Source organism: Salinibacter sp. (genome assembly GCF_042218895.1).
Classification (GTDB): domain Bacteria; phylum Bacteroidota; class Rhodothermia; order Rhodothermales; family Salinibacteraceae; genus Salinibacter.
Genome location: NZ_JBDGQQ010000086.1, coordinates 1 through 23,332, shown reverse-complemented (window position 1 = coordinate 23,332; position 23,332 = coordinate 1). Strand labels below are relative to the sequence as shown.

Annotated in this window: 20 protein-coding genes; 17 read left to right on the top strand and 3 right to left on the bottom strand. The window is 65.4% G+C overall.

All coding sequences use genetic code 11. From position 1 onward, the window contains the following. Positions 1-228 precede the first annotated feature (228 nt). Positions 229-1,494, top strand: a complete 1,266-nt coding sequence (locus ABEL04_RS07975) for an MFS transporter (RefSeq protein ID WP_375801857.1) — start codon at positions 229-231, stop codon at positions 1,492-1,494. Continuing rightward, the gene (locus ABEL04_RS07970) at positions 1,491-2,246 is read left to right on the top strand and encodes a pirin family protein (protein ID WP_375801856.1); all 756 of its coding nucleotides are present in this window, start codon (positions 1,491-1,493) and stop codon (positions 2,244-2,246) included. The genes ABEL04_RS07975 and ABEL04_RS07970 overlap by 4 nt, the downstream gene beginning before the upstream one ends. A gap of 160 nt (positions 2,247-2,406) precedes the next feature. On the opposite strand, the gene ABEL04_RS07965 is transcribed toward ABEL04_RS07970, so the two are convergent. Beyond that, positions 2,407-3,090 (bottom strand): RDD family protein, encoded by a 684-nt coding sequence (locus ABEL04_RS07965; protein ID WP_375801855.1) that lies wholly within the window; start codon positions 3,088-3,090, stop codon positions 2,407-2,409. Beyond that, positions 3,087-3,446 carry a hypothetical protein gene (locus tag ABEL04_RS07960; RefSeq protein WP_375801854.1) on the bottom strand — a complete coding sequence of 120 codons (360 nt, stop codon included), beginning with the start codon at positions 3,444-3,446 and terminating at the stop codon, positions 3,087-3,089. Before ABEL04_RS07960 ends, ABEL04_RS07965 begins: the two co-directional genes overlap by 4 nt. Positions 3,447-3,773: 327 nt before the next feature. On the opposite strand from ABEL04_RS07960, the gene recQ reads away from it, so the two are divergent. Further along, on the top strand, positions 3,774-5,606 hold the full coding sequence (gene recQ, locus ABEL04_RS07955; protein ID WP_375801853.1) for a DNA helicase RecQ: 1,833 nt from the start codon (positions 3,774-3,776) through the stop codon (positions 5,604-5,606). A 128-nt stretch (positions 5,607-5,734) separates the two neighbouring features. Then, complete coding sequence (locus ABEL04_RS07950) at positions 5,735-7,066, top strand: hypothetical protein (protein WP_375801852.1); 1,332 nt, start codon at positions 5,735-5,737, stop codon at positions 7,064-7,066. Between the two features lie 183 nt (positions 7,067-7,249). On the opposite strand, the gene ABEL04_RS07945 is transcribed toward ABEL04_RS07950, so the two are convergent. Further along, positions 7,250-7,534 carry a hypothetical protein gene (locus ABEL04_RS07945; protein WP_375801851.1) on the bottom strand — a complete coding sequence of 95 codons (285 nt, stop codon included), beginning with the start codon at positions 7,532-7,534 and terminating at the stop codon, positions 7,250-7,252. A 318-nt stretch (positions 7,535-7,852) separates the two neighbouring features. On the opposite strand from ABEL04_RS07945, the gene ABEL04_RS07940 reads away from it, so the two are divergent. The 13 genes from ABEL04_RS07940 to ABEL04_RS07880 form a co-directional block, all read left to right on the top strand. Next, positions 7,853-8,404 (top strand): RNA polymerase sigma factor, encoded by a 552-nt coding sequence (locus ABEL04_RS07940; protein WP_375801850.1) that lies wholly within the window; start codon positions 7,853-7,855, stop codon positions 8,402-8,404. A 141-nt stretch (positions 8,405-8,545) separates the two neighbouring features. Further along, positions 8,546-9,748 (top strand): FecR family protein, encoded by a 1,203-nt coding sequence (locus ABEL04_RS07935; protein ID WP_375801849.1) that lies wholly within the window; start codon positions 8,546-8,548, stop codon positions 9,746-9,748. A gap of 398 nt (positions 9,749-10,146) precedes the next feature. Beyond that, entirely contained in the window at positions 10,147-12,783 is a 2,637-nt protein-coding gene (locus ABEL04_RS07930; RefSeq protein WP_375801848.1) for a TonB-dependent receptor domain-containing protein, read from the top strand. 115 nt (positions 12,784-12,898) lie between these two features. Continuing rightward, positions 12,899-13,849, top strand: a complete 951-nt coding sequence (locus ABEL04_RS07925; protein ID WP_375801847.1) for a hypothetical protein — start codon at positions 12,899-12,901, stop codon at positions 13,847-13,849. An 86-nt stretch (positions 13,850-13,935) separates the two neighbouring features. After that, positions 13,936-14,604, top strand: a complete 669-nt coding sequence (locus ABEL04_RS07920; RefSeq protein WP_375801846.1) for a RecX family transcriptional regulator — start codon at positions 13,936-13,938, stop codon at positions 14,602-14,604. A 150-nt stretch (positions 14,605-14,754) separates the two neighbouring features. After that, positions 14,755-15,630, top strand: coding sequence for a purine-nucleoside phosphorylase (locus tag ABEL04_RS07915; RefSeq protein ID WP_375801845.1), 876 nt, complete (start codon positions 14,755-14,757; stop codon positions 15,628-15,630). 249 nt (positions 15,631-15,879) lie between these two features. Then, on the top strand, positions 15,880-17,145 hold the full coding sequence (gene hisD / locus ABEL04_RS07910) for a histidinol dehydrogenase (protein WP_375801858.1): 1,266 nt from the start codon (positions 15,880-15,882) through the stop codon (positions 17,143-17,145). A gap of 81 nt (positions 17,146-17,226) precedes the next feature. Further along, complete coding sequence (gene hisC / locus ABEL04_RS07905) at positions 17,227-18,351, top strand: histidinol-phosphate transaminase (protein WP_375801844.1); 1,125 nt, start codon at positions 17,227-17,229, stop codon at positions 18,349-18,351. Positions 18,352-18,445: 94 nt separating this feature from the next. Continuing rightward, complete coding sequence (locus ABEL04_RS07900) at positions 18,446-19,051, top strand: bifunctional nuclease family protein (RefSeq protein ID WP_375801843.1); 606 nt, start codon at positions 18,446-18,448, stop codon at positions 19,049-19,051. 161 nt (positions 19,052-19,212) lie between these two features. Next, the gene (bshC, locus tag ABEL04_RS07895; protein WP_375801842.1) at positions 19,213-20,853 is read left to right on the top strand and encodes a bacillithiol biosynthesis cysteine-adding enzyme BshC; all 1,641 of its coding nucleotides are present in this window, start codon (positions 19,213-19,215) and stop codon (positions 20,851-20,853) included. A gap of 87 nt (positions 20,854-20,940) precedes the next feature. Then, a complete protein-coding gene (locus ABEL04_RS07890; RefSeq protein WP_375801841.1) occupies positions 20,941-21,618 on the top strand; it encodes an HD domain-containing protein in 678 nt (225 codons plus the stop codon). A gap of 148 nt (positions 21,619-21,766) precedes the next feature. Then, positions 21,767-22,363 carry a hypothetical protein gene (locus ABEL04_RS07885; RefSeq protein WP_375801840.1) on the top strand — a complete coding sequence of 199 codons (597 nt, stop codon included), beginning with the start codon at positions 21,767-21,769 and terminating at the stop codon, positions 22,361-22,363. A gap of 281 nt (positions 22,364-22,644) precedes the next feature. Next, positions 22,645-23,332, top strand: a 688-nt coding sequence (locus tag ABEL04_RS07880) for an SDR family oxidoreductase (RefSeq protein WP_375801839.1), incomplete at its 3' end; no start/stop codon positions are given.

The window sequence follows — 23,332 nt, the reverse complement described above, 5'->3', positions numbered from 1 at the left end:
AGGTCGAGACGGCCCGGTCGCTGGGCGAGCGCGTGACCCGCGTGGCCGCCCGACTACGAGCCCCGAACGAGGCGCGAGAAGCAACTCCGGCGGCGTAGCGGCAGCGCAGAGTGCTGCGAGAGGCCGTCCCGACATCCGGGGGCGACGGAGAAAACGCCTGCACGCAAACACGCCCGAACTCCCACACGCAAAGAGCAGCCGCGAACGACAAAGTCCCAAACGGTCGATATGACCCACCGCCTCCGCCTTTTGGTGCTACTGGCGATCAGCACACTTCCGGTCATGACAGGCGCGGTGCTATCGCCCGCCCTGCCCACTCTCAAATCAGCGTTCGGGGGCGGGGCGAGCGCACAGAGGTGGGCGCGGTGGGCCCTCACCACGCCCGCCCTTTTCGTCGCCGTCGGGGCGCCGCTCGCCGGGCTCGCGATCGACTGGACGGGCCGACGACCGGTGCTGCTCGCATCGCTGCTCCTGTTTGGGGGAAGCGGGAGCGTGGGCGGCCTGCTCGGCTCCCTCCCGGCCATCACGGTCTCACGGGCCGCACTCGGCCTTGCCGCCGGCGGCCTCGGTACCGTCACCACGACGCTGATCGTGGACTACTACGATGAGGCCCAGAGCAAAATCCTGGGCGGGCAGGCGGCCGTGATGGCCCTCGCGGCAATGATCTACACCCTCCTGGGCGGCCTCCTCACAGACCTGTCGTGGCGGGCGCCGTTTGTGGCGTATGGCTTTGGTCTGGTGCTCGCCGGACCCGCACTCTACGGCCTTCCAGAGCCGGACCCCGACGCCGCGTCCGACGATGCGTCCGAGTCTGCGCCCGACACTGCCACCGTGCCGTGGGGCCGCGTCGGGCTTCTCTACGGCCTCGCGTTCCTGGGGCTGGCGGTGTTCAACCTCATCCGCGTGGAACTGCCGTACTACTTGCGGGCGATGGGGCTGACGTCCGGCTTCTGGATCGGCGTGATCCTGTCGGCGGGGACGGTGACCGGGGCGACGGCTTCGTTCGCGTACGAGCGGGTCCGGGGTCGGCTCGGGGCGTGGGGCACCCTGGCGCTCGTGTTCGCCGTCTTCGCCGCGGGGTTCGGCGTGATTGCGGCGGCGGCGTCCGCGGGCGTCGTGCTCGGCGGCCTGCTCCTGGCGGGCGGCGGCATGGGCCTGCTCGTGCCCTCCCTCACCGACGGCGTGGGGGAGGCGGTGCCGGAACGGGTTCGGGGCCGCGCACTCGGCGGGCTCAGTACGCTCCGCAACCTGGGCCGCTTCTCCGCGCCCGTGCTTACCGCGCCCGCCCTGGTGGGCCCCGGCGGCGCCGCGCCGTTCATTGGCGGCGCCCTGCTCGCGGGGAGTCTCGGCCTGCTCCTCCTCGGGTGGATGGGCCTCTGCCGCTTTCGTCCCACCCTCCTCTCCACCGGTCGTGCAGGGGCCAACCACTCCCGATCCGACACACAACCGTCGCTCTGCAACGCCCCCTCCCAAAACGCCCACACGGTCCCATGACTGATTCGTCTCCACAAACCACCGAGTCCGCGCCCCGCATTCGCCGTAGCGACGAGCGCGGCGTGCAGGATCTCGGCTGGTCGGTCAATCGGATGACGTTCTCCTTCGCCGACTACTATGATCCCGACTGGATGCGCTTCGGGCCGCTCCGGGTGCTCATCGAGAGCCGGATCGACCCGAACGAAGGGTTCTCCGAGCACCCGCACCGCCACGCCGAAATCGTGAGCTACGTGACCGAGGGCACCCTCCGGCATCGCGACGGCAACGGCCACGAAGCCGACATCGGCCCCGGCGAGATGCAACTCATCAGCGCCGGGCGGCGCGGCATGGTCCATCAGGAGACAAACCCGCGGACTGAACCCGAGGCGCACTACCAGATGTGGTTCATCCCGGACCGGGACGACACGAGCTTTGCCTACCACGAGCGAAAGCCCTCCGTCGAGGCGCGGCGGGGCCAGTTTCACACGTACGTCTCCCCGGACGGACGCGGGGACACCATGCCGGTCCACACGGATGCCTTCGTGTATGCTGGACTCTTCGCCCCGGACGACCGGCCGTCCCATGCCCTGCCGCCGGGCCGGGGCGCGTGGGTGCAGGTCGTGGACGGAACCGTCTCCGTAGGCGGCGTCACGCTCCGGACGGGCGACGGCGCGGGCTTCACAGATCCCACCGAGCTCTACTTCGCGTTCGTGGACGAAAGCGAGGTGCTGCTCATCGACGTGCGGATGGACGTGCCCCGAATCTGGGGATAGGACCGATCCTCACTATTCCCGCGTCGCGTTGAGGGGGAGTCCCGCGAGATTCGTGCTGGGCGGAAAGCGATTCGCTTAGGGTGCTGCCGCATGCGTTTCGGGCATGACTGCGTTGCAGGGTGCGCCCTGTGGAGCTGCGAGCGAACGGGAAAGGCTAGCGCTAAGAAGAACGAGTGCTGATAACGACGGTGCGGGCGACGCGATCGTGGATGGCCTGTCGGTTGGGGTCCCAGTAGAGCTGGGCGAAGCCGAGTAGGCCCGTGGCGATGCCCGCGGCGTACCCCCCAAACCGCTCGAAGGCAAACCACAGCCTGAGTGGCTCGCCGTTGAGGCGCACCACGCGAATGCCGAGCAGGTACTTCCCCGGCGTCCGTCCATTCCAGAGGGCCAGAAACAGCGTGAAGTACAGACCTACCCATCCGAGGGTAAAGTCGAGGTCATTAATCATGGCCCGGCCCATCCGCCATAGACTCGGAGATTGTACCTGTGCGCGAAGCTCTTCGACCTTTTCTTCGAGCTCGTCGTTCCGGTCTTCGAAGGCCTCGGACCGAGCCGTGAGCGCCTCGATGCGGGGGCCTGCCACGATCATCTGAGCCGGCTTAGTGAGGGTGTCGAGGACTGCGGAGTCGCGAGCCACGCGGGCTTGGACGTAGCGTCGCAGAAGCCTGGCTTCACGCTCGGAAAGACTGTCGGTGGGCATCCCAGCGTCCTCCGGCGCTCCCGAAGGCACGTCCTCTAGCGCTTCCACAGAATCCGCCTCGTCGGGACCGTCGGAGGGGCCCGCCACGGCCGTCGTGTCGGGGCTCGTGCCCGGAAGGAGAGCACTGAGAGAGGGACCGGTCACCCCCCACTCCTCAACGTTCTGCACAAAGGAAAGAGGCCGAAGAGAATTGCCGCTCCGACTGCCACGAGAACCCCGCGGCCCCATCGTTTCCACCGGGTGTCGAGCTCGGTACGGGTGGCAACGCGGTAGAAGATGTAGGCCACCGCGATTCCCACAAGCCCTCCGGCGACGTTGGCGATGAGGCCCGCGATGGCCAAATCGAGCAGTAGCGCCACGAGTCGTCGCCACGGGGCCGCCAATGGGATGTTCAAAAGAGACTCGTCCACCTCGAAGGCATGGGGCGTAATGATGTCGCGCGGGTCGAAGCTAGGATCGTCCATGCCTCGTCCCTGCGCGTCGGAAATGTGCTCAGACATGACGGGTGGGCCCGAGTGAGAGCGTGTGCGGGAAGGGGGCAGCGTCGGTCGGCTGTTCCGATCAGGAGCGGGGTTGACGGCGTGGATCGAAGAGAAAAGGCTTCGCCGAAAAGATCGGACCGTCGGGAGGCAGAATCAACCACAGCCGCAGCCGAGAGCGGGACCTGCGCCACTTCCGCTGGAGGGCGATCCTCCGGTTTGTCCCTGGAGGATCGCTCCCGGTTTTTGTGGCGGAGTCGGGCCCAGACGACCGGTTGAATCGATCCTCCCGAATCTCAGTGTACACGACAGGTCCTCATCCAGACAGCACTCAGTTCGCTTGCTCCGATGGACGTCACCGGTGCCAACCCGACCCATGTCCTGCAGTCCGTCTTCGGGTTCGAGGCATTTCGGCCGTACCAGGAATCTGTCGTTCAGCGGGTGGTGCAGGGGCGGGATGCCTTCCTCGTCATGCCCACCGGCGGGGGGAAGTCCGTCTGCTACCAACTCCCTGCTCTCGTGCGGCCCGGGTGCGGAATCGTCGTGTCCCCCCTCATCTCACTGATGCGGGATCAGGTCGATGCCCTCCGCCAGCGCGGCGTGCAGGCGGCCATGCTCAACTCGAGCCTCGGGCGCGACCAGCGCCGGACCGTGCGGGAGAAGATGGCCCGCGGCGAGCTCGATCTCTGCTACGTCGCTCCCGAGCGGGCCACGCGGTCGTCGTTCGTCGATCTTCTCGAACGAGCAAATCCGGCCCTCCTTGCCATCGACGAGGCGCACTGCATCTCGCGATGGGGACACGATTTTCGGCCTGAGTACCTGGAGCTCGCGGAGTGGCGACAGGCCTTCGCGTCGGTGCCGTGTGTGGCGGTTACCGCCACGGCCGATCCCCCCACGCAGCGAGCCGTCCTCGACCGCCTAGGCATGGCGGATGAGGCGCGGGTGATTGCCGGCTTCGACCGCCCCAACATTCGGTACGTCGTGACGCCGAAAGCCGACGCCCCGCGCCCTCAGCTCGGCCGCTTCATCGACCGGGAGCACCCCGGCGAGAGCGGCATCGTGTACTGCCTCACGCGAGCGGATGTGGAGAAGACCGCGACGTGGCTCAACGACCACGGGCACCGAGCCCTCCCCTACCATGCGGGTCTCGACGACGCTACCCGCGACGAGCATCAGGCGCGATTTCAGCGTGAGGACGGCCTCGTCGTGGTCGCCACCGTCGCGTTCGGGATGGGCATCGACAAGCCCGACGTGCGCTTCGTAGCGCACCTCGACGTACCGAAGACGCTAGAGGCCTACCATCAGGAAACCGGCCGCGCCGGCCGCGATGGGCGCCCGGCCACCGCCTGGATGGCCTACCGGGCCGCCGACGTGGCCCGCATGCGCCGCCTCATCGACGACTCCGCCGAGAACGAGGACCACCGCTGGACGCAGCGCCACAAGCTGAACGCCCTGCGTGGCTACTGCGAGACGGTGGACTGCCGCCGCAAGGTGCTCCTGAACTACTTCGGCGAAACCATGGACGGGGACGCCTGCGGCAACTGCGACAACTGCCTGCAGCCCCCCGACACGTGGGATGGCACCGTGGCGGCGCAGAAAGCCCTCTCCTGCATCGTTCGCACCGACCAGCGCTTTGGCAGCAGCCACATTACCGACGTGCTCCGGGGCCGCAAGACCGACAAGGTTCAACGTCACGGGCACGATGCCCTCTCCACCTTCGGCGTCGGGGCTGATCGATCCCAGACAGAGTGGCGCACGATCATCCGGCAGCTCGTCGCGAAAGGCATGGTGCGGGTCGACGTGACCGGCTACGGAAGCCTGACCCTCACGGAGGCGTGTCGTCCCGTCCTCCGCGGGCGCGAAACGGTCGAGTTTCGGGACGAGGGCCGGGCGGAGACCGGGCCGCGGTCGTCCGACTCAGCGAAGACGACCGACCGGGACGCCCTTCCCGAGCAGGGGCCCGATCGGGCGCTGTTTGAGGCCCTCCGCGAACGGCGCACACAGCTCGCTAGGGACCAGGAGGTGCCGCCGTACGTCGTGTTCACCGACAAAACGCTGCGGGCCATGGTGGAGCACCGGCCGCAAACCCGGAGCGCCTTCCGAGAGCTTCACGGTGTGGGAGACGTAAAGCTGAACCGCTATGGGGAGATCTTCCTGAGCGAAATCCGATCGCACACGTAGCCGCTTCCGTTGAGGGCCAGTCGCTGCGAGCGAATCAATCCTGTGACGATTTCGGGGCTCACTGCGGCCTCAACCCCCTGTCTCCCGGGCAAATTTTCTGCACTGAATTACATCTGTGAGGCCCCCTGATGTCTGGCTCCCGTCTTTTCCTACTCCTTGGCGTGCTGCTGTTTGGCATCTCCGCCACAGGACACGCGCAGGCGCCCCCCAGTGAGCGAGAGGGCACGTCCACGCTCGAAGGGTGGCCCCGCTCCCTGCCCAAACTGCTCGACGACATGGGGGCGAAGGCCCCGTACCTGCTGCCGCGCATCGACTCGCTGGCCCTCGACTACCGCTATGCCGTCACCGACTCTACGTCGCGATGGTCGTTCGTGCTCAGCTGGCGGCCCGCCGAGCGGGTGCTGTACGAAGGAGAGGTGGTCCCGTGGCGCGAGAGGCCGCGCGACATCCGCATGACAAACGTCGAGTTTCGGGCCGACGTGCGGGTCGACGGAGAGAAGAAGACCGAGATGATCATCGGGGTGGACAGCATGGCGCTCCGGGCGGCACCGGACCGCTTTGCCTTCAACGTGACCGTGTCCCACGACCGCGTTTTCCTCAACACCTCGGCCGACCGGGCCCGTCGACTCCTGTCGGAAGGCATCTCGCTCAACCCGCTCGTCGTCGAGCGGATGGGCTTCTCGGCCGCTGGGGCGGAGCGACGCGAGGAACAGTCCCCGGATGCTCGCCGGCGCCGGGAAGAATCGTCCCGCGAGCCCAGCATCTACGCCCCCGACACTCGCATCCGTATCGGCTGGCGAGTGGCCCCCAATCCGTACTACGTCGGCGACGAGGCGGAGGGCGGCGATGAGTCGAGAACAGAGCGTCCCCGCGGAGAAACGGTCGGCCGCACTCCCGAGGAGGGAACGGACCGTTCCCGCGGTGCCGACCGGGGGGACGCCTCGGGCGAGAACGAGGACAGGGGCGAGAGAGGGCGCGCCGACGGCGGGGATGAATCGTCGGAGGAAGGGGACGACGAGGACGAAGACGACGAAACAGATCTCCGCACGCCCGCCCTCGCCGCCGCCGCGGCCGTCGGCCTCATCGCGTTCGCCGGGGGCACCGTCGGGCTCTACGGCCGGGGCGACACGCCCATCGGACTCGCGTCGGGCTACACGCGCCCGAAAGGAGGGGTGCAGGTGCAGGCGGCTGTTAATGCAGCCGTTATCGAGAACAGGTCCAACCAGAAGCTCAGTCTCGGGGCCCTTGGGTTCTACGACGTCTTCACGTCTCGCGTCCAGCCCGCAGTGGGGCTCGGGGTACAGATCAATCCGGACAACGGCAACGACGTAGAGCCGACCTTCTCGGCAGGAATCGTGGGCAACTTCGGAAAATTCCTCCTCTACGGCGGATTCGACGTAGTACAGCAGACTCCTGAGATTGGCCTCATGTACGACTTCCGGCACGGAGCCGACAACTGACCAAAGCGTGCGGTACGGATTCCGCCCACGGTTCGGCCCAAGTCGTGCCGCGTGAGAGAATTATCTGTGAGCCCTGAGGACGGAGCAAACAGGTCGGCGGGACTGAGCGACACAGCTTCGATCACGCCGAATCATCGGGGGGCACGTCGACGGACGCGACGCGCAGGGGGAACAAGAAGGAGGCTACGGCTTCTCCGTGGCCACAAAGTCGGCCCGCTCGCCTGAGGGCGTGCTCACCATATCGGTCACGTCCACCGAGAAGCTCTTCTCGCGCTCCCGGCTTCGATCGTACAGGATGCCCTCGAACGTCGCATCTTCGTCCTCGTCGACGAGGCTTTCGATCTCCTCGCCGTCCTCGCCAAAGAAGACCCCCTTGTATGCCTTGCCGTAGACTGTTTTCTCGGAGTAGGCGAACCCTTCCCCTTCCATTCCGTTCAGTTTCGCGTCGTGCAAATCGTACAAACTCATGGCCGTACAGAGAATTGATGGGAGAGCTTATTTCGCGGTCAAGAGGGCCCGGAACAGCGAAGGGCGCTCCGCTATTCCGGGACCGTTGCGAGCGGGACTGTGACGGAGACCGGGGAGGCCGGGTGCACTCGCGACAGGTGAGGGATGTCCGTGCGTCATGGCTCCTTCCGGCAGGGCTCCGTGTAACGACCCAACACTTTCTTTCGTACGGAACAGAGGAGCATCGGTTCACAGCCGACCCGCGCAATCACGTCGACGAGACAGGAACGGTCCCGGCTCCACATTGTCGCACGTTCGCCGAAACGGTGGTTGACTTCCATGCCTGAGCCTGCCTTTGATCCAAACCGCGTCCGCCAGGCGCAGGACGGAGACGATCAAGTTCGAAACGACCTGCTTCGTCGTCTGGAGCCTGTGCTGCGGGGGTACTTCATCAAGCGCATCGGGGCCGAGACGGACGTAGACGATCTCGTGCAGAACACGCTCGTCCGCGTCCACGAGAGTTTCGATGACCTTGAGAAGCCGGGCAGTCTGAAGTCCTTCGCCATGAAGGCGGCCCTGTTCGAATTGCAGGACTACTACCGGGGACGCTACGACATGAAAGAGAGCCTGCGTGACCCTGAGCTTCCTCCGGGCAGAACCACGGAGCCGGAGGACCGGAGTGCCCAGGTGGACGTGGAGAAGGCACTGGACGCTCTCACCCCCAAGGCGCGGCGGATCATGGAGCTTCGAGAGTACGGGTATCTCTACCGCGAGATCGCGCAGATGCTCGACACCACGGAGGCGGCCGTAAAGATGCAGGTAAAGCGCGCGTTCGAAACCATGAAGGAGGCGCTGAGTGCCCTGTTGATTCTCGTCTGGTTCTTCGGGTGAGCCCGAACGAACCCCCAGTGTTACTTTCTCCGCTGAGACGGCGGCTCATCCCGTGTATCACCCGACCACGATCAATGCCGTCTTGATACGAACGGCCTCGGAGTCGATCCTCGTCGCCGACACGCACGACTTTGCAGGGTCATGGACGATATATTCAATCTCCTCCTTGAGGAGAATCTCTCCCCGGATCAGGAAGCGGAGCTGCGGGAGCGGCTCGAAAGCAACCCAGAGCTGGCTGAGGGATGGGCCCGGTGGACGCGGGCTCGACGTCGGATCCGGCATCGGCTTCAGGAGCACCTCCCCGACCGTCAGCTCCTCGTCCTCTACGCACTTGAGCAGGAGGGATACGACAACGCCCTCACGGCCGACGAGAAGGAGGCCCTCGACGCGGCGCGCGACGACATTGCGAATGCAGTAGAGGCCATTCCGGCCCTCGCTCAGGTCATCGAACGCATCCAGGATGAACGGGCCGACTTCGAGACGGTCTGGGACCAGCACTGGGATGATGCCGTCGAGCGAACGACCGCTGCGGAGCGACAGCCTCCCACCGCCGAGCGGAAGGAACGGGCCCCGCGACGGCCGTCCCGGTCGCAGGAGAACAGAACCCTGCGCCGCTGGGCCGGGCGGCTCACCGCTGCGGCCCTCCTCATTGGGGCTGCGGTCCTGGCGATCTTCTACGGCCCCGGCGAGTCGTCTCGGACGAAGGTAACGGTGGCGGCCGGTGAGCAGCGTGTCGTCACGTTCGAGGACGGATCAACCGCACGCCTTTCGGGGGCGGCTACACTGCTGTACCCCTCCGAGGAACGCACGAACGGTCCCCGTCGCGTAACCCTCAAACGGGGCCGGGCTTACTTCGACGTGACGCCCCGCGACAGCGCCTCTTTCATCGTGAATACCCCAACAGCCACGGCCACGGTTCTCGGCACGCAGTTTGGCGTGACAGCCGAGCCCGACACCACTCGTGTGGTCCTCGTGGAAGGGGCTGTCCAGGTCGGATCCGCCAGTGAGACCGGAAAAGATGCCGTCGTGCTGGCACCTGGGGAGCGCAGCCAAGTGCCGCGCGGACGGCCACCGTTATCCCCAGAGCCTGTCGATTTGACCGCCACACTGGACTGGACCGGGCTCTTCGTCTTCCGATCCATGCCGGTCAAAACCATCGCCCAAAGACTGAGCCGGCACTACGACGTGTCGATTTCCGTCGCTCCGGCGCTGGCAGATGAACCCGTAACGGGGACCTTCGAACGTGAGCAGCCCGTCTCCGAGGTCCTCACGGCCCTCGCCCGCACGCTTGGGGCCAATCTGCAGACGAAGGGGGACACCTATCGGCTCGAACCCTCGTCGTAGCCCCTGGTCACGACCCCGACGGCCCGACCGGCAGTGTGGCCAACCCCCAACTCCGGCTCGTAGGCCCGCCACTGGTTTCGACGGTCGATCAACTCTCCCTCACCGGTTCTCGCTCGGGCGGGCTGAATCGAGCCCAGGGCAGGCCTGCTGATGCGTGCTGGTCGGTGTTGTAGGCTCCCGACTGGTCACGATCTGCTAATGCGGGCGGTCCTGAGTGGTGATTTTCCGCCGGCGCGAGGCGAGTCGCTGGAAGATGCGCCAAAAATGATGCCTGCACGGCACCTGTGGCTTCTTATCGAGCACGCACGTTCTGAACTTTTTCTTCCGGCTGAACGAAGGCGCGGGCTGGGAGTAGGGTACCCGTAGACGAGTGCTTTGGTCGCCAACAGCGAAGATTCGTGCCGCGCTTTTTGCTTGGGCTCCTCATTGGACTTGCCGCGGTGGGGATTGCAAAGACTGGGGCGCACGCGCAAGCCCCCATCGAACTTCGGGTGACAGACGTTCCCCTTGAGACCGCTCTGGCAGAGGTCCGCGCACAGGCCGACCTGGACCTCGTCTACGCCAATCGTCTCGTAGAGGGCCGGACGGCCACGTGTACCTACGAGGGGGCCGACCGGGAGGCTGCGCTCGACTGTGTGCTCGAGGGCACGGGCGTGCAGGCCACGCAGGTACGCCGCGGCCAGTATGTGCTCGTCCCAGGATCTTCGGGGCAGAAAGGCCGCAAAGAGCCCCGCGCATCGCTCACCGGGTACGTGCTAGACACGGAGACTGGGGGGCGGCTGCCCGGTGCCAATGTGTATCTTACGAAGCTGGGGGTTGGAACCACTACGAACCAGGACGGCTACTTCGTTCTCCCCGATCTCCCCCCCAAGACCTACGAGGTTCGGGTCTCGTACGTCGGGTACCAGTCCGTGGATACAATGCTCACGGTTGGGGGAGACCCGGCACGCCTCTCGCTGGGGAGATCCACCGTCGAGTCGGAAGAGATCGTCGTGGAGGCAGGGTCGACCAGTACGGACGAGGACGCGCGGTTTCCGGGAACAATGTCGGTCGCTCTGGACCGGATTAGCCAGCTCCCGTCCCTCGGGGAGCAGGACCTGTTTCGAGCCCTGCAGTGGAAGCCCGGAATTCGAAAGTCTGGGGTCATCAGCGGAGGACTCAGCATTCGAGGAGGCGATCCCGACCAGAACCTCTACCTTCTCGACGGGGCGCCGGTCTACCATCCGTGGCACGCCTTCAGTCTGATCTCGACGTTCCAGACCGGGACGCTCCGCTCGACAAAGCTCTACCGTGGAAGCTTTCCGGTGGAGCACGGAGGGCGCCTCTCGGCCGTGCTCGACGCGCACATGAAGAACGGGGAGCGCCGCACGCCCAAGGCCGTTGCGGCCCTCAGTGTGCTTAGCGGACGGTTCCGGATCGAAACGCCCCTGACCTCGTCGACATCGTTCATGCTATCCGGACGGCGCTCCTATCTGGACAAAATCATTGGGCGCCGCCACACTGTGACTGGGCCCGGTGGCCGGCAGGATACCCTGCGCACGGGGTACTATTTCTTCGACACGAGCGCAAAGCTCACGCACCAGTTCAGTGAAGGCCACCGTCTCTCCCTTAGCTACTACCACGGCCGGGACGACCTTGATCTCCGCCTCCCTTTCGATCTCTCGCTGGACTTCTCCTCGTGGCTCCGTCCGGCCGACCTTTTGTTTGAGGTGTCCCAGAACTGGGACAATCGGGTGCTTAGCGCTCAGCATCGGTACCTGGCCGGGAGCGACATCTTCGTCAAAACCACGGCCTACTACTCGGGATACCGGGCACAGGAGGCCTCGTTTGTACAGCCGACGACGACGGCCTCCCTGTCGTCCGACTACCGCGTCCGGCTCCACGACACCGGGCTCAAGGTGGATGTCGACTACCATCATTCAGTGAGCCATGAGTTGGAGGGGGGACTGGAGGTGTCCACCCTTCAGTTCGAAAGCATGCTCGACAGTGAACTGCAACGGTCGAGCGGAGCGCTCACTCGCCGGTATCAGGAAAGTCGGGTGGGGGCGGCCAAGGTGGTCGGATACCTGCAGGATACGTGGACCCCTACGCCCCAGTGGACACTGAGGACAGGCGTACGTACCAGCTACTTCAGCGGGGGAAATCACGTGCGCGCCGCTCCTCAGCTGAGTGCGCAGTACATCGTACATCCCCAACTCATCCTTCGGGGCAGCGCCGGCGTTCACGTGCAGTACCTGCAGCGTCTCCGCGATCGATACTCGCTGGCCTACGACCTCGTGTCGAGTCGGTGGATCCCGTCTAGTGAGCGCGTGCAGCCGGCGACAGGTGGGCACCTCGGACTCGGGGCGCAGGCCCGGTTGCGTCCGGGATGGACCGTCGAGCTCAATGCATACGCCCGAGGGGTACGCCGCTTCCTTGTGCCCACCGACGCGTTCCAGGAAAAGGACGGCATCGAAGGACCAGGGATCGAGGTAGGAGCGCTGCTCGGGCAGTACACGGAAGGCGGCAAGCGCGCCTTCGGCCTTGAGTTGAGCACGCGCTTCGAACGGGGAAGGTGGGACGCGCGCCTCGGGGCGAGCGTTGGGCGGACGTTCGTGCGTGCACCCTCCCGCTCGGGGTTCCGCTGGCGACCCTCCGATCTGGATGTGCCGCTATCCGTGCGCGGCACCCTCAGTTGGCAAGGAAGGAACTGGAACGTATCGGCGGCCACGGAGCTGCGCAGCGGGTATCCGACCACGGTGCCGGTGGCCCGGTACCGCCTGGGCGACCCCGTGGAGGAAGACCCGATGACGTACCTCTATCGGCCTCAGATCAACAACGGCCGGCTGCCTCCCTACTTCCGCGTCGACCTCAGTGTTGGCTACAAATTCCAACTGCTCTCCGCCAACTGGACGGCCACGGTGGACGTGTTCAACGCCCTGAATCAGGACAATGTGCTGAGCCAGACGTACCGCCCTACGAGCACCGGGGTGAACGTGGACCGCCAGCGTGGATTTCCGATTCTCCCACTGCTAGAGCTAAAGATGGAACTGTAAGGACTGTCCCCATCAGGAGGTGCGATGGGCGGACCGCACGTGTCCGTAACCCTGTGCAGACTGCCTCTCGACTTCAAACGCCGTATTTGCCTCATCCGCGACGCATCCGAACCCGATGCAAGACTGCGCGAGCCATCACATTCTTCGGGCCATCGGTGGGGCCCTTCTCGCGACGGGGCTATTTCTAGCGCCATGGGGGTGCGACCTCGTCAGTCCCGCCAAGCGACAGTCGCTGGTGGTGGAGGCCTTCGTGGAAACAGGTCGTCCCCTGCCGACGATTACGCTACGGCAGATCCGCCCCCTGAGGCAGCCCGGCAATCGCCGAGCCCACGCAGCGGTCGGGGCGACGGTTGAACTCGTCCTCGACGGCAAAACAATATCGTATGAGGAAGACGGACAGCGTCCCGGACGGTACGAGCCGGTGTCGAAGGAGGGGGGGGCGGTGCCCCCTCGCGTTTCGTGGCGGCTCCGTGCGCGGTGGCAGGGGGAAGAAGCGCGGGCCCACGGTGTAACTCCTCCCCCCATTGAGCTGAGTGAGGCGTGCATCGAGGTGGCTCCGGACCCTGTTCGGGCCGTCCTCCTCGACTCCCTGCGCCGTGATTCGCTCAGCATCCCCGCCAAGCAGGGATATATCTACCCGGTCAACGTATCGCTGCGCTGGCCCTCAGACCGGCTCGTCCTGGGAGAGGACACGACCCACTGGGTGCGGCCCCAACTCAGTCCCGATACCACCGAGTCCTCGTCTCGCGTCGTGAACGTCTTTCTGGAGCCCGTCGAGGTGCGGCGCGAGGACCGATTTCGCGTCCGCAACGGAACGCGGCGGTGGGAGGGGGTGTACGCGGTGCCTGTGGAGGACAGCACGTCGGCCTTCCCCCGTCACACGCTTACCGCCACCCTCACGCGAGGGGACACTGCCTTCGCCGAATTCGCCCGGAGCCGCGACGATCCGGAGCGCCGCGAACCCGTCTCAAACGTTCAGGGAGGGCTTGGCGTGGCCACAGCGGTGGCGATCGATTCCGTGCAGCGTCCCGTTGCGCCTGGGGCCGAGCGGTGTCGCTCCCCATAGACTGCGCTGGCGGTCCGAACCCAAAGAATCCAGGAGACGGACGGGGCGTAAAAACCAGGCTCGATGTCCGCCACGTAGGCCCACAGATGCAAATGCAAGAGGACGCGGCCACGGGAACCATCACGAGCCTTGAGTCCCAGGTTCACAATGACAACCGGATCTCCGTCTTCCTCGACGGCGAGTTTGCATTTGGGATCCACGAGGACCTCGTGGTGAAGCACGACCTGCGAGTGGGCCGAACCCTTACCCCAGACGAGCAGCGGGACATTGAGGCAGACGACCAGTACGTGCGTGCCAAGCAGAAGGCCCTCGACTACCTCGCGCACAAGCCGCGCACAGAGCAGGAGGTGCGCCAGAAGCTCCGTCAGCGGGACGTTCCGTCTTTCGTGATCGACGACGTCATTGCGCGCCTGTACGAGCTCGACTATCTCGACGACGAGGCCTACGCCCACGACTACGCGCGCAACCGCTTCTCGAGCAAAAAGTATGGACCGATCCGGATCCGGCGGGAACTGACAAAACGAGGGGTGGATCGGCACCTCGCCGAGACAGCGGTCGAGGAGCTCTTCGCCGAAAAAGACGCGACGGCGGCGGCCTGGACGCACGCCAAGAAGCGATGGCCCCGCGTGGCCGGAGAAGACGATCCCCGCCGCCGCAAGCAGAAAATGTATCGCTATCTCCGGCGTCGCGGTTTCACGTCCGACACGATCTACCCCATCCTCGACGAACTGGAGCAGGGCGGGGGCGGCCCGTGACCGCCGGGCCCACTGCCCTGTTTCCGGGTGGAGCGTCCGACATCCGTTCATCACCGATGGCGCGCGACGCAGGCGTCCCTGAGGATCGAGGGATCGTCTTCACGGGCATCGTCCACGCGCTCCCGCAGCCCAATTCGCTTCCATCATCCCATGACCGATCCAACGACTGTACCCGCACGCTCCGACCCGACCGTGTACGACGAGGAAGACCTCGATGTCGCAGGGGCGGCGGTGCGGCAGCACATTGGGTGGACGCCCGACATGGCCCTCATCTTAGGCTCCGGGCTGGGGCAACTGGCCGATGTCGCGCGTGACACAACAGTCGTTCCGGCCGCCGACATTCCGGACTACCCGGAATCGACCGTGGAGGGCCATCACGGACGGCTCGTCTTCGGTGTGCTGGAGGACACCCGGGTGGTCTTCGTGCAGGGGCGGGTACATCTCTACGAGGGCTATCCCGTGCAGCAGGTCGCGATGCCGGTGCGGCTCGTGCACGCGCTGGGGGCCGACCGGATGCTCGTCACCAACTCGGCTGGCGGGATCGACCGCACCTTCGATCCGGGCACGCTCATGTTCATCACGGGCCACCTGAACATGGCCTTTGCCAGTCCGGGGGTGGGATCGGGGGCCATGCCGGCCCGGCGGCTGGCAGGCGGCGACGGGGCGCGCGGCCCGTTCTACGACCCGGCGTGGACCACCCGGGCCGAGCAGGTGGCGCTCGACCTGGGACTCGACGCGCGACGCGGAACCTACGCCTGGACGCTGGGGCCCAGCTACGAGACGAAGGCGGAGATCCGGGCCCTGGACCGCTTGGGGGCCGACGCGGTGGGGATGAGCACGGTGCCGGAAGTTCTGCAGGCGCACCGGCTGGGAATGACGGTGCTCGGCCTGTCCACGATCACCAATCCGGCGGCGGGGCTGGCGTCCGGCGCGCTCGACCACGACGAGGTGCTCGACGTGAGCGAACGCATGCGCGAGGACTTGATGGAGCTCGTGCAGGGGATTGTGCGGGTGGCGGAGGGGTAGGTAGAGGACAACGCAGACCATAGCTGGGCATCCGTGGCTGTCTCGATTTTCAGCTTTTCCCTTCTGACCTCTAGCATCCTCTACCCTTGGGCCGGGGATATTCCAACCTTCCAACCTCCTCCCCGAAAACATTCCCCCGGCTCGAAAATAGATGTACCTGTTCACTTCGAGGTCTCCGGCTCGTTCAGATGTCCGCACGCGATGATTCCCGTCATTACCCCCGACGACACGGCCCGCCTCGACGCCATCATGAGCCGCGGGGGTACCTTCAGCGACGAGGTCGACGCCACGGTCGACGACATCCTGCAGCGGATCCGTGTAGAGGGGGACGCGGCACTGCTCGATCTGACGGAGAGGTTCGACGGCGTGCGGCCCGATCCAGTGAAGGTGCCGACGGACGCGCTCGACGGGGCGCCCCACGCACTCGACGACGACCTCCGGGACGCGATCAAAGACGCCGCGGCCAACATCCGCCGGTTCCACCAGAAGCAGGTGCGCGAGTCGTGGTTCACGGAGGACGGGGACGGCGTGGTGCTGGGACAGCGCGTGGTGCCGATGGAGCGGGCCGGCCTCTACGTGCCGGGCGGCACGGCCTTCTACCCGTCCAGCCTGCTCATGAACGCGATCCCCGCGCAGGTGGCGGGCGTCGAGGAGATTCACCTCGTCTCGCCCCCGCAGGAGGACGGGCGGCCCCATCCGCTTGTGCTCGCCACCGCCGCCGTCCTTGGGCTGGAGCACATCTACGCCGTCGGAGGCGCGCAGGCCGTGGGAGCGCTCGCGTACGGCACCGACACGGTGCCGGCGGTCGACACGATCGTGGGGCCGGGCAACGCGTACGTGGCCGCGGCGAAGAAAAAAGTATTCGGCCGCGTGGGCATCGACTCAGTGGCCGGGCCCAGCGAGATCGGCGTCCTGGCCGACGCTACGGCCAATCCCGAATATGTGGCCGCCGACCTCCTCTCGCAGGCCGAGCACGACGAGCGCGCCTCCGCGATCCTCATTACGCCTCACCGCCCGCTGGCTGAGTCCGTGCAGGCCCATGTCGAGCAGATGGTGCCCGAGCTCCCGCGGGCTGATGTCATCGAGCAGGCCCTGACCGACTACGGTGCGTGTATCGTCCCCGACACGATGAACGCGGCGGTGGACCTGATGAACGAGCTCGCCGTGGAGCACCTGGAGATCCACACACGCGACCCGTGGCAGACCATGACGCGCGTCCGCCACGCAGGCGCCATCTTCCTGGGCGAGCACTCGTCGGAGCCGGTGGGCGACTATTTTGCCGGCCCCAACCACGTGCTGCCCACCGGCGGTACGGCCCGCCACGCCTCTGCGCTCGGGGTGGACGACTTCGTGCGCACCCAGTCGGTTCTCTCCTACACCGAGGACCGGCTGCGCAAGACGGGATCGAAAATCACGACGCTCGCCGAGGCGGAGGGGTTGCACGCCCACGCCGAGGCCATCCGCGCACGCCTTGACCACAAAACGAAGCGCCACGCAGGTTCGAAAAAATCGTAATGTCGGGGACATTGTGGTGCCGCGACGGTATCTTTTCATCTCCCATACTCCGCATTCTTCGTGGGACAATCGCTCAGGCCCATGGCTGTCGACACTGCTCCGACCCCGATCGACGACGTGCTCCAGCACATCCGGCCTGCCGTGCGGGAGCGGAGCGAGTACACCGTCGACATGCCGAGTGGCATCGACGTAAAGCTCAACCAGAACGAGAGCCCGTTCGACCTGTCCGAGGAGATGAAGGAGGAGCTCCTCAGCGCGTATGCGCAGGTCGAGATGAACCGGTATCCGACCGAGCAGCCTGAAGAGTTGCGCCACGCACTCGCCGAGTACGACGGTGTCGACCCGGAGTGCATCCTCGTGGGCAACGGATCCAACGAGATTACGTACACCTTCGGCCTCGCCTTCCTCGATCCGGGCGATCCCGTGGTCCTGCCCCGGCCGATGTTTTCGCTCTACGAGAAAGTGATGCGCCTTCAGGAGACCGACTTGACAACCGTACCGCCCCGCGACAACTTCCGGTTCGACGCCGAGGCGCTTGCGGCGGCCGCAGCGGAGACCGAGGCCGTCCTCACGGTCCTGACTACGCCCAACAACCCGACCGGCCTCGCCATGACGCTCGACGAGATCGAGCGGGTGGTGACGGCGAGTTCGGGCCTCGTGGTGGTCGACGAGGCCTACGTCGAGTTCAATCCGGAGGGCACCGCCATCGAGCTGCTCGACCGGCACCCGAACGTTCTCATTCTCCGTACCCTGTCGAAGGGCTTCGGCCTGGCGGGCGTGCGGCTCGGTTACCTCATCGCCCACCCAGAGGTTGTCCGCGAGCTCATGAAGGCCCGCCTTCCGTTCATGGTGGACCGCTTCGCGGAGCAAACGGCCCTCGCCGTGCTCCGGCGAATCGACCGCGTCGAGGAGCGCGTCCGCCGGATGCAGGCGTCGATCGAGACGATCACTGAGGCACTCCAGGCCATGGACGGGGTCGAGGTGGTGCCGTCCCAGGCAAACTTTGTGATCTTCACGACCCCAGTCCCGGCCGACGCGCTCCAGGACCGCCTGGCCGACCGTGGCGTCCTCGTCCGCAACATGGGGGGGTACCCGGAGCTGGAGGGCTATTTGCGCGTCAGCGCGGGGACCGAGACAGAGAACAACGCATTCCTGGCTGCGTTGGAAAAGTCGCTTCACGAATTACCCCCAGATCCCGCGGCGTAGAGGAGAAACTCTCCCTTCTGAACAGCCGAAGTGATGAGGCGTTGCTGCTCTCTGTTCACGGGTCGGATGCTTTTCTTGAACCACTGAGATTGCGATGGACTTTACTCGGGTAGACATCATTGGTCTTTCCACGAGCCCATCCAGCGGAGGAGCGTACGCCCTCGTGCTGGGCGAAGTCGAAGGAAATCGCCGCCTGCCGATCATTATCGGGGCGTTCGAAGCCCAGGCGATCGCGCTGGAGCTGGAGAAGATTCAGCCCCCGCGCCCGATGACGCATGACCTGCTGCGAGACACGTTTGAGGCGGTGGATGTCGAGGTCACTGAGGTGATCATCGACGAGCTTCGAGAGGGCACGTTCTTCGCCAAGGTGCGCTATCGCCACAACGGAGAAGAGCACCAGCTCGACTCCCGGCCCAGTGATGCCGTGGCCCTTGCCGTCCGGGTGGACGCCCCCATCTACGTCGCGCCCGTAGTCCTGGATGAGGCGGGCATCGTCGCCGAAGACGAGTCCGACATCTCCTCCCTCGCCCAGCAGGCCGAGGAAACATCCGAGGGGGAAGAAGAGGAGGGCGGCACTCAGCTCGAACAGATGCAGAAGAAGCTGGAGGAGGCCGTCGAGGAAGAGAATTACGAGCGTGCGGCCGAACTACGCGACGAAATCAAGCGGCTAGAGCAGGAGCAGCAGCAGAATCAGAACTGAATGGTCTGCTCGATACTATCGAGCTTAGCGAAGCCCTGAGGCATATACTCGGGGCTTCGCTTTTTCATTATCCCCCTGCTCTCGGCCTTCGGACTCGTCCCTGGAACGCCCGCGAAGGCCACTTTGCCTCTCGCGATTTCCCCTCAGATCTTTGCGATTGCATGTCGCCCCCTGCTCGCACCGCCGTTCGCCCCGCGTCGCTTGCTGACCTTGGGGCATTTCCGGCCCTCTTCGTCGACTACTGCTCGAGCTTTGGAGCCGTGGCGGATTTTTACGCGGGGGACTGGCAGGACACGACAGCCCGCCGGAAGGCGGCGCGAGAAGCCGCCCAGCGTCCCTCGGATCGCGACACATTGGCCGACGTGCTCCTTGATCAGAACGAGCGCTGGGGCCTCGACGCAGCGACCCGCTCCCACATCGAGGCCCTGCGAGACCCGGAAAGCATCGCCGTCGTGACGGGGCAGCAGGTGGGCCTCTTCACAGGACCGCTCTATACCGTCTACAAGACCATCACCACGCTCCAACTGGCGGAGGAGTGGGCCGAGCAGACAGGGCGGACGGTGGTTCCGGTCTTCTGGGTCGAGGGGGAGGACCACGACTTCGAGGAGATTTCCACGGCACACGTCCTGCACCGCAACGAGGTCGTGTCGCTCAGCTACGATCCGGACGTGGACGACAACCCGGGGGCCGTTGGGCGGCTCGTCCTCACCGACGCGATCAACGACGTGCTCGACCGCCTCGACGAGGCCCTGCCGTCGTCCGACTTCAAGCCGGCGGTCATGGAGCGCGTGCGGGCGGCGTATCAGCCCGGCACCCGAATCGAGGACGCGTTTGCGCAGCTGATGCGCTCGCTGTTCGAGGACGAAGGGCTCGTCTTCATCAACCCGGACGACGCGCGCCTGAAGGCCCTGAGCCGCCCCCTCTTCCGCCGCGAGCTGGAGGATCCGCAGACGCCCGCCACCCGGATCGACGCCACCAGTCAGGCCCTCCGCGAGCAAGGATACCACGCGCAGATCACGGCCCACCCCACCAATCTCTTCTGGCTCGGGGACGACAGCCGCCGGGCGATCGATTTGGGCGACGACGCCTTCCAGCTTCGCGGCACCGACCGCACGTTTTCGCGGGCCGAGCTGCTCGACTGCCTCGACGCTGAGCCCGAGCGCTTCAGCCCCAACGTCGTCCTGCGGCCCCTTATGCAGGACCATCTCCTGCCCACGGCAGCGTACGTGGCGGGGCCCGGGGAGGTCTCTTACTTCGCCCAGTACGGGGACGTGTACGACTGGGCCGGTCTCGACATGCCGCTCATCCACCCGCGGGCAAGCGTCTCCCTGGTTGAGAGCAAGGTGCAGAAGGTGCTTGACAAGTACGACCGCTCGGTTGCCGACTTCGGAACCGATCTGGACGCACTCTTCCAGGAAGTCGTCATGGAGACGATGGAGGTCGACATCGACGCGGTCTTCTCGGAGGCGATGCCCCAGCTCCATCAGACCATCAACGCCCTGAAGCCCGAGGTGGAGGCGGTCGACCGGACGCTCGGTTCCTCGGCCGAGGCGACGCGCGCGGCCATCGTCGACGAGATGGAGACGCTGAAGCAGAAGGTGGTCCGCGCCGAAAAGCGGCAGCACGACGAGGTGCGGGCGCAGCTTGAGAAGGCGCACATCAATCTACGCCCGAATGGGACGCTCCAGGAGCGGCGGATCAACGTGCTCTACTACCTGAACAAGTACAGCGTCGACCTGCTCGACGACTTGCGGCACGCGCTCCATACCGACACCTCCACGCATCAGGTGGTGGAGCTGTAGAGGACGAGGGACGGTAGAAGGTCGGTAGCATAGACGTAAGGGAGGGGCGTCCTGAGGGTTTGCAATCGCCACAGACAGGACCGATGAATGCTCATGGACGACGCGTCGGATCCGAACACACTATTCAGCCCCCTCATCGAGCACGCCATCGAGCTGTCGGCACAGTGGCACGACGGCACCTACCGGAAGGGCGCATGGCGCGACCCGGCGTTCGAGGTCCCCAGGGGGGAGGAAATCCAGATTCCCGTCATCGCGCACCTGGCTGCGGTGGCCTCGATCGTGCGCCGGGCCGGGTGGGGCGAGATCACCGTGGCCGCTGCGTACCTCCACGACGCCATCGAGGACATGAACCAGCATGGGCAGCGCCTGCGGCGCAAGCAGCTCCGCGACGCCGTGGGGGCGGAGGTCGCAAGGCTCGTGGCACAGGTGTCGGAGCGGAAGCTCGACGACGACGGACAGATGCGGCCCTGGCGGGTCCGAAAAGAAGACTACCTAGAGGGCATCCGCTCGGGAAGCCCAGAGGCGGCGGCCATCAGTCTGGCCGACAAGATCCACAACCTCTGGTCGATCACCCAGAGCCTGGAGGCAGGCGAAGATATTTTCGCGGCTCTCAGTGCCGGGCCGGACGAGCAGCACTGGTTTCATCGGGCCGTCCTGGAGGCCTCGACCCACCACGACGATCCCCGTCTGGAACCGATGCGGGAGCGCTTGCAACGGGAGATTGAACGGTTCCGACGGGTGGCAATTCCGGACGCCGAGGACTGAGGCGCAGATTCCTCTTCGGAACTAGACTTATGATAATGATGTGAAATACAGAAGGGGCGGGATCAGAGTGGTGCACTGCGGTCTCGACGCGTGTAGTACAACTGCGAGTCTCTTGCGTCGCTCTGCCGACCATCTCCGAGAAGCCTTCATGAAACGTTTCCTTCCCCTTCTCGCTGTTGTCGTCGGGCTACTCGCGATGCCGATCGCGGCGACGGCGCAGCAGATCCCCTTCTTCAGTCGTCCCACTGTCGCGGTTCGCACGGGGGCCGTGCAGACGGTAAGTGAAAACACCGGCGGACTGGCGCCCTACGTCGAGGTCCAATCGAGGGTATGCCTCGGAGAGACGCCCTTCGGACTGGCCCTGTACGGCGGTCTTTCCTACGAGCAACTAGCACCCCACCCAATTATCTGCATCACAGGTCCGTGTTTGCAGGGTTGGCAGACGTATCTCGACCTCGCGACGGGACTTCGCGTTGGGGTTTTTCCCCGACGCGGACCGGTAAGCGCTTTCGTCGGATTCGCTCCGCACCTGCTGCGTCGGACGAGGGAAGGCACGGGCGGTGACGAGAAGCGATGGGTTCAATATTCCACCGTCGAGGCGGGCGCAAGCGTGCAGATTCCGATCACGAGTCACCTCGGCGTGGGAGCGGGGGTCCGCGGAGATTTCTCTCTTCTCTTTGAGGAGGAGGGACTACTGGAACTGGGCCGCTATGGCGTTCACCTGGGGGTGCAGTACGAGCTCTGAGGACCGGCGAGGTCGGAGGAGAGGAGGGGAAACGGAGAGACGAGATCGAGGATAAGGAAATACGTTCCTGTGATCGACCAACATTGCAGGGGGACTGGGACGATGTCGAAGTCCCCACCCGACCGCCCGGAGAACAGATCCAGCCAGCCGATCGACGTCAAGATTCGTAGATGCGGATCTCCCCGACGCCTGGTCACGAACGGTGAAAGACCCATCTGGTCGAGGGCACCGCGCTATCTGGCATAGTCTCGATCCCGTATTTGAAGTGACGACCTCCAGGAATGGCTACTGTTGCATCGTCTGCACTCATTACCGGTGCCAATCGAGGACTCGGTCTCGAATGGGTCTGCCAGCTGGCTGAGCGAGCAGATCGCCTCTTTGCCACCTGTCGACAGCCGGAAGAGGCAACACATCTGCGGGAGTGCGCCGCCGCTCACCCCGACACAGTAGAAATTTTTGCCCTCGACGTGGCCGAGCCCGGCGCCATTCGAGCCGCGGCCAAGCGGGTTCGAACGGAGACCGGCGCGCTGGAGCTTCTCGTCAACAATGCCGGCATCAACGGAGGCGGGCAGCAGGACCGGTTCGAGGGCGTCGATCCGGAGACGATGATGGACGTCTTCCGGGTGAACGCCGCCGGGCCGCACCTGATGACGAAGGCCTTTGCGGATCTGCTCCGAGACGGCGCCGCGGACGGACGCGCAACGGTCGTCAACCTCACGTCCCAACTCGGGTCCATTGCCAACACCCAGAGCGACACCTGGCACAGCTACCGCGCCAGCAAGGCGGCCCTCAACATGTGCACGCGCCTGCAGGCCGCTGCTCTTCGAGACGATGGCGTCATCGCTGTGGCCCTGCATCCCGGCTGGGTACGGACCGATATGGGCGGATCCGATGCACGATTGTCCCCCGAGGAATCGGTCGCCGGCATGATCGAGGTCGTCGCGGACCTGACCCTCGAGGACACCGGCC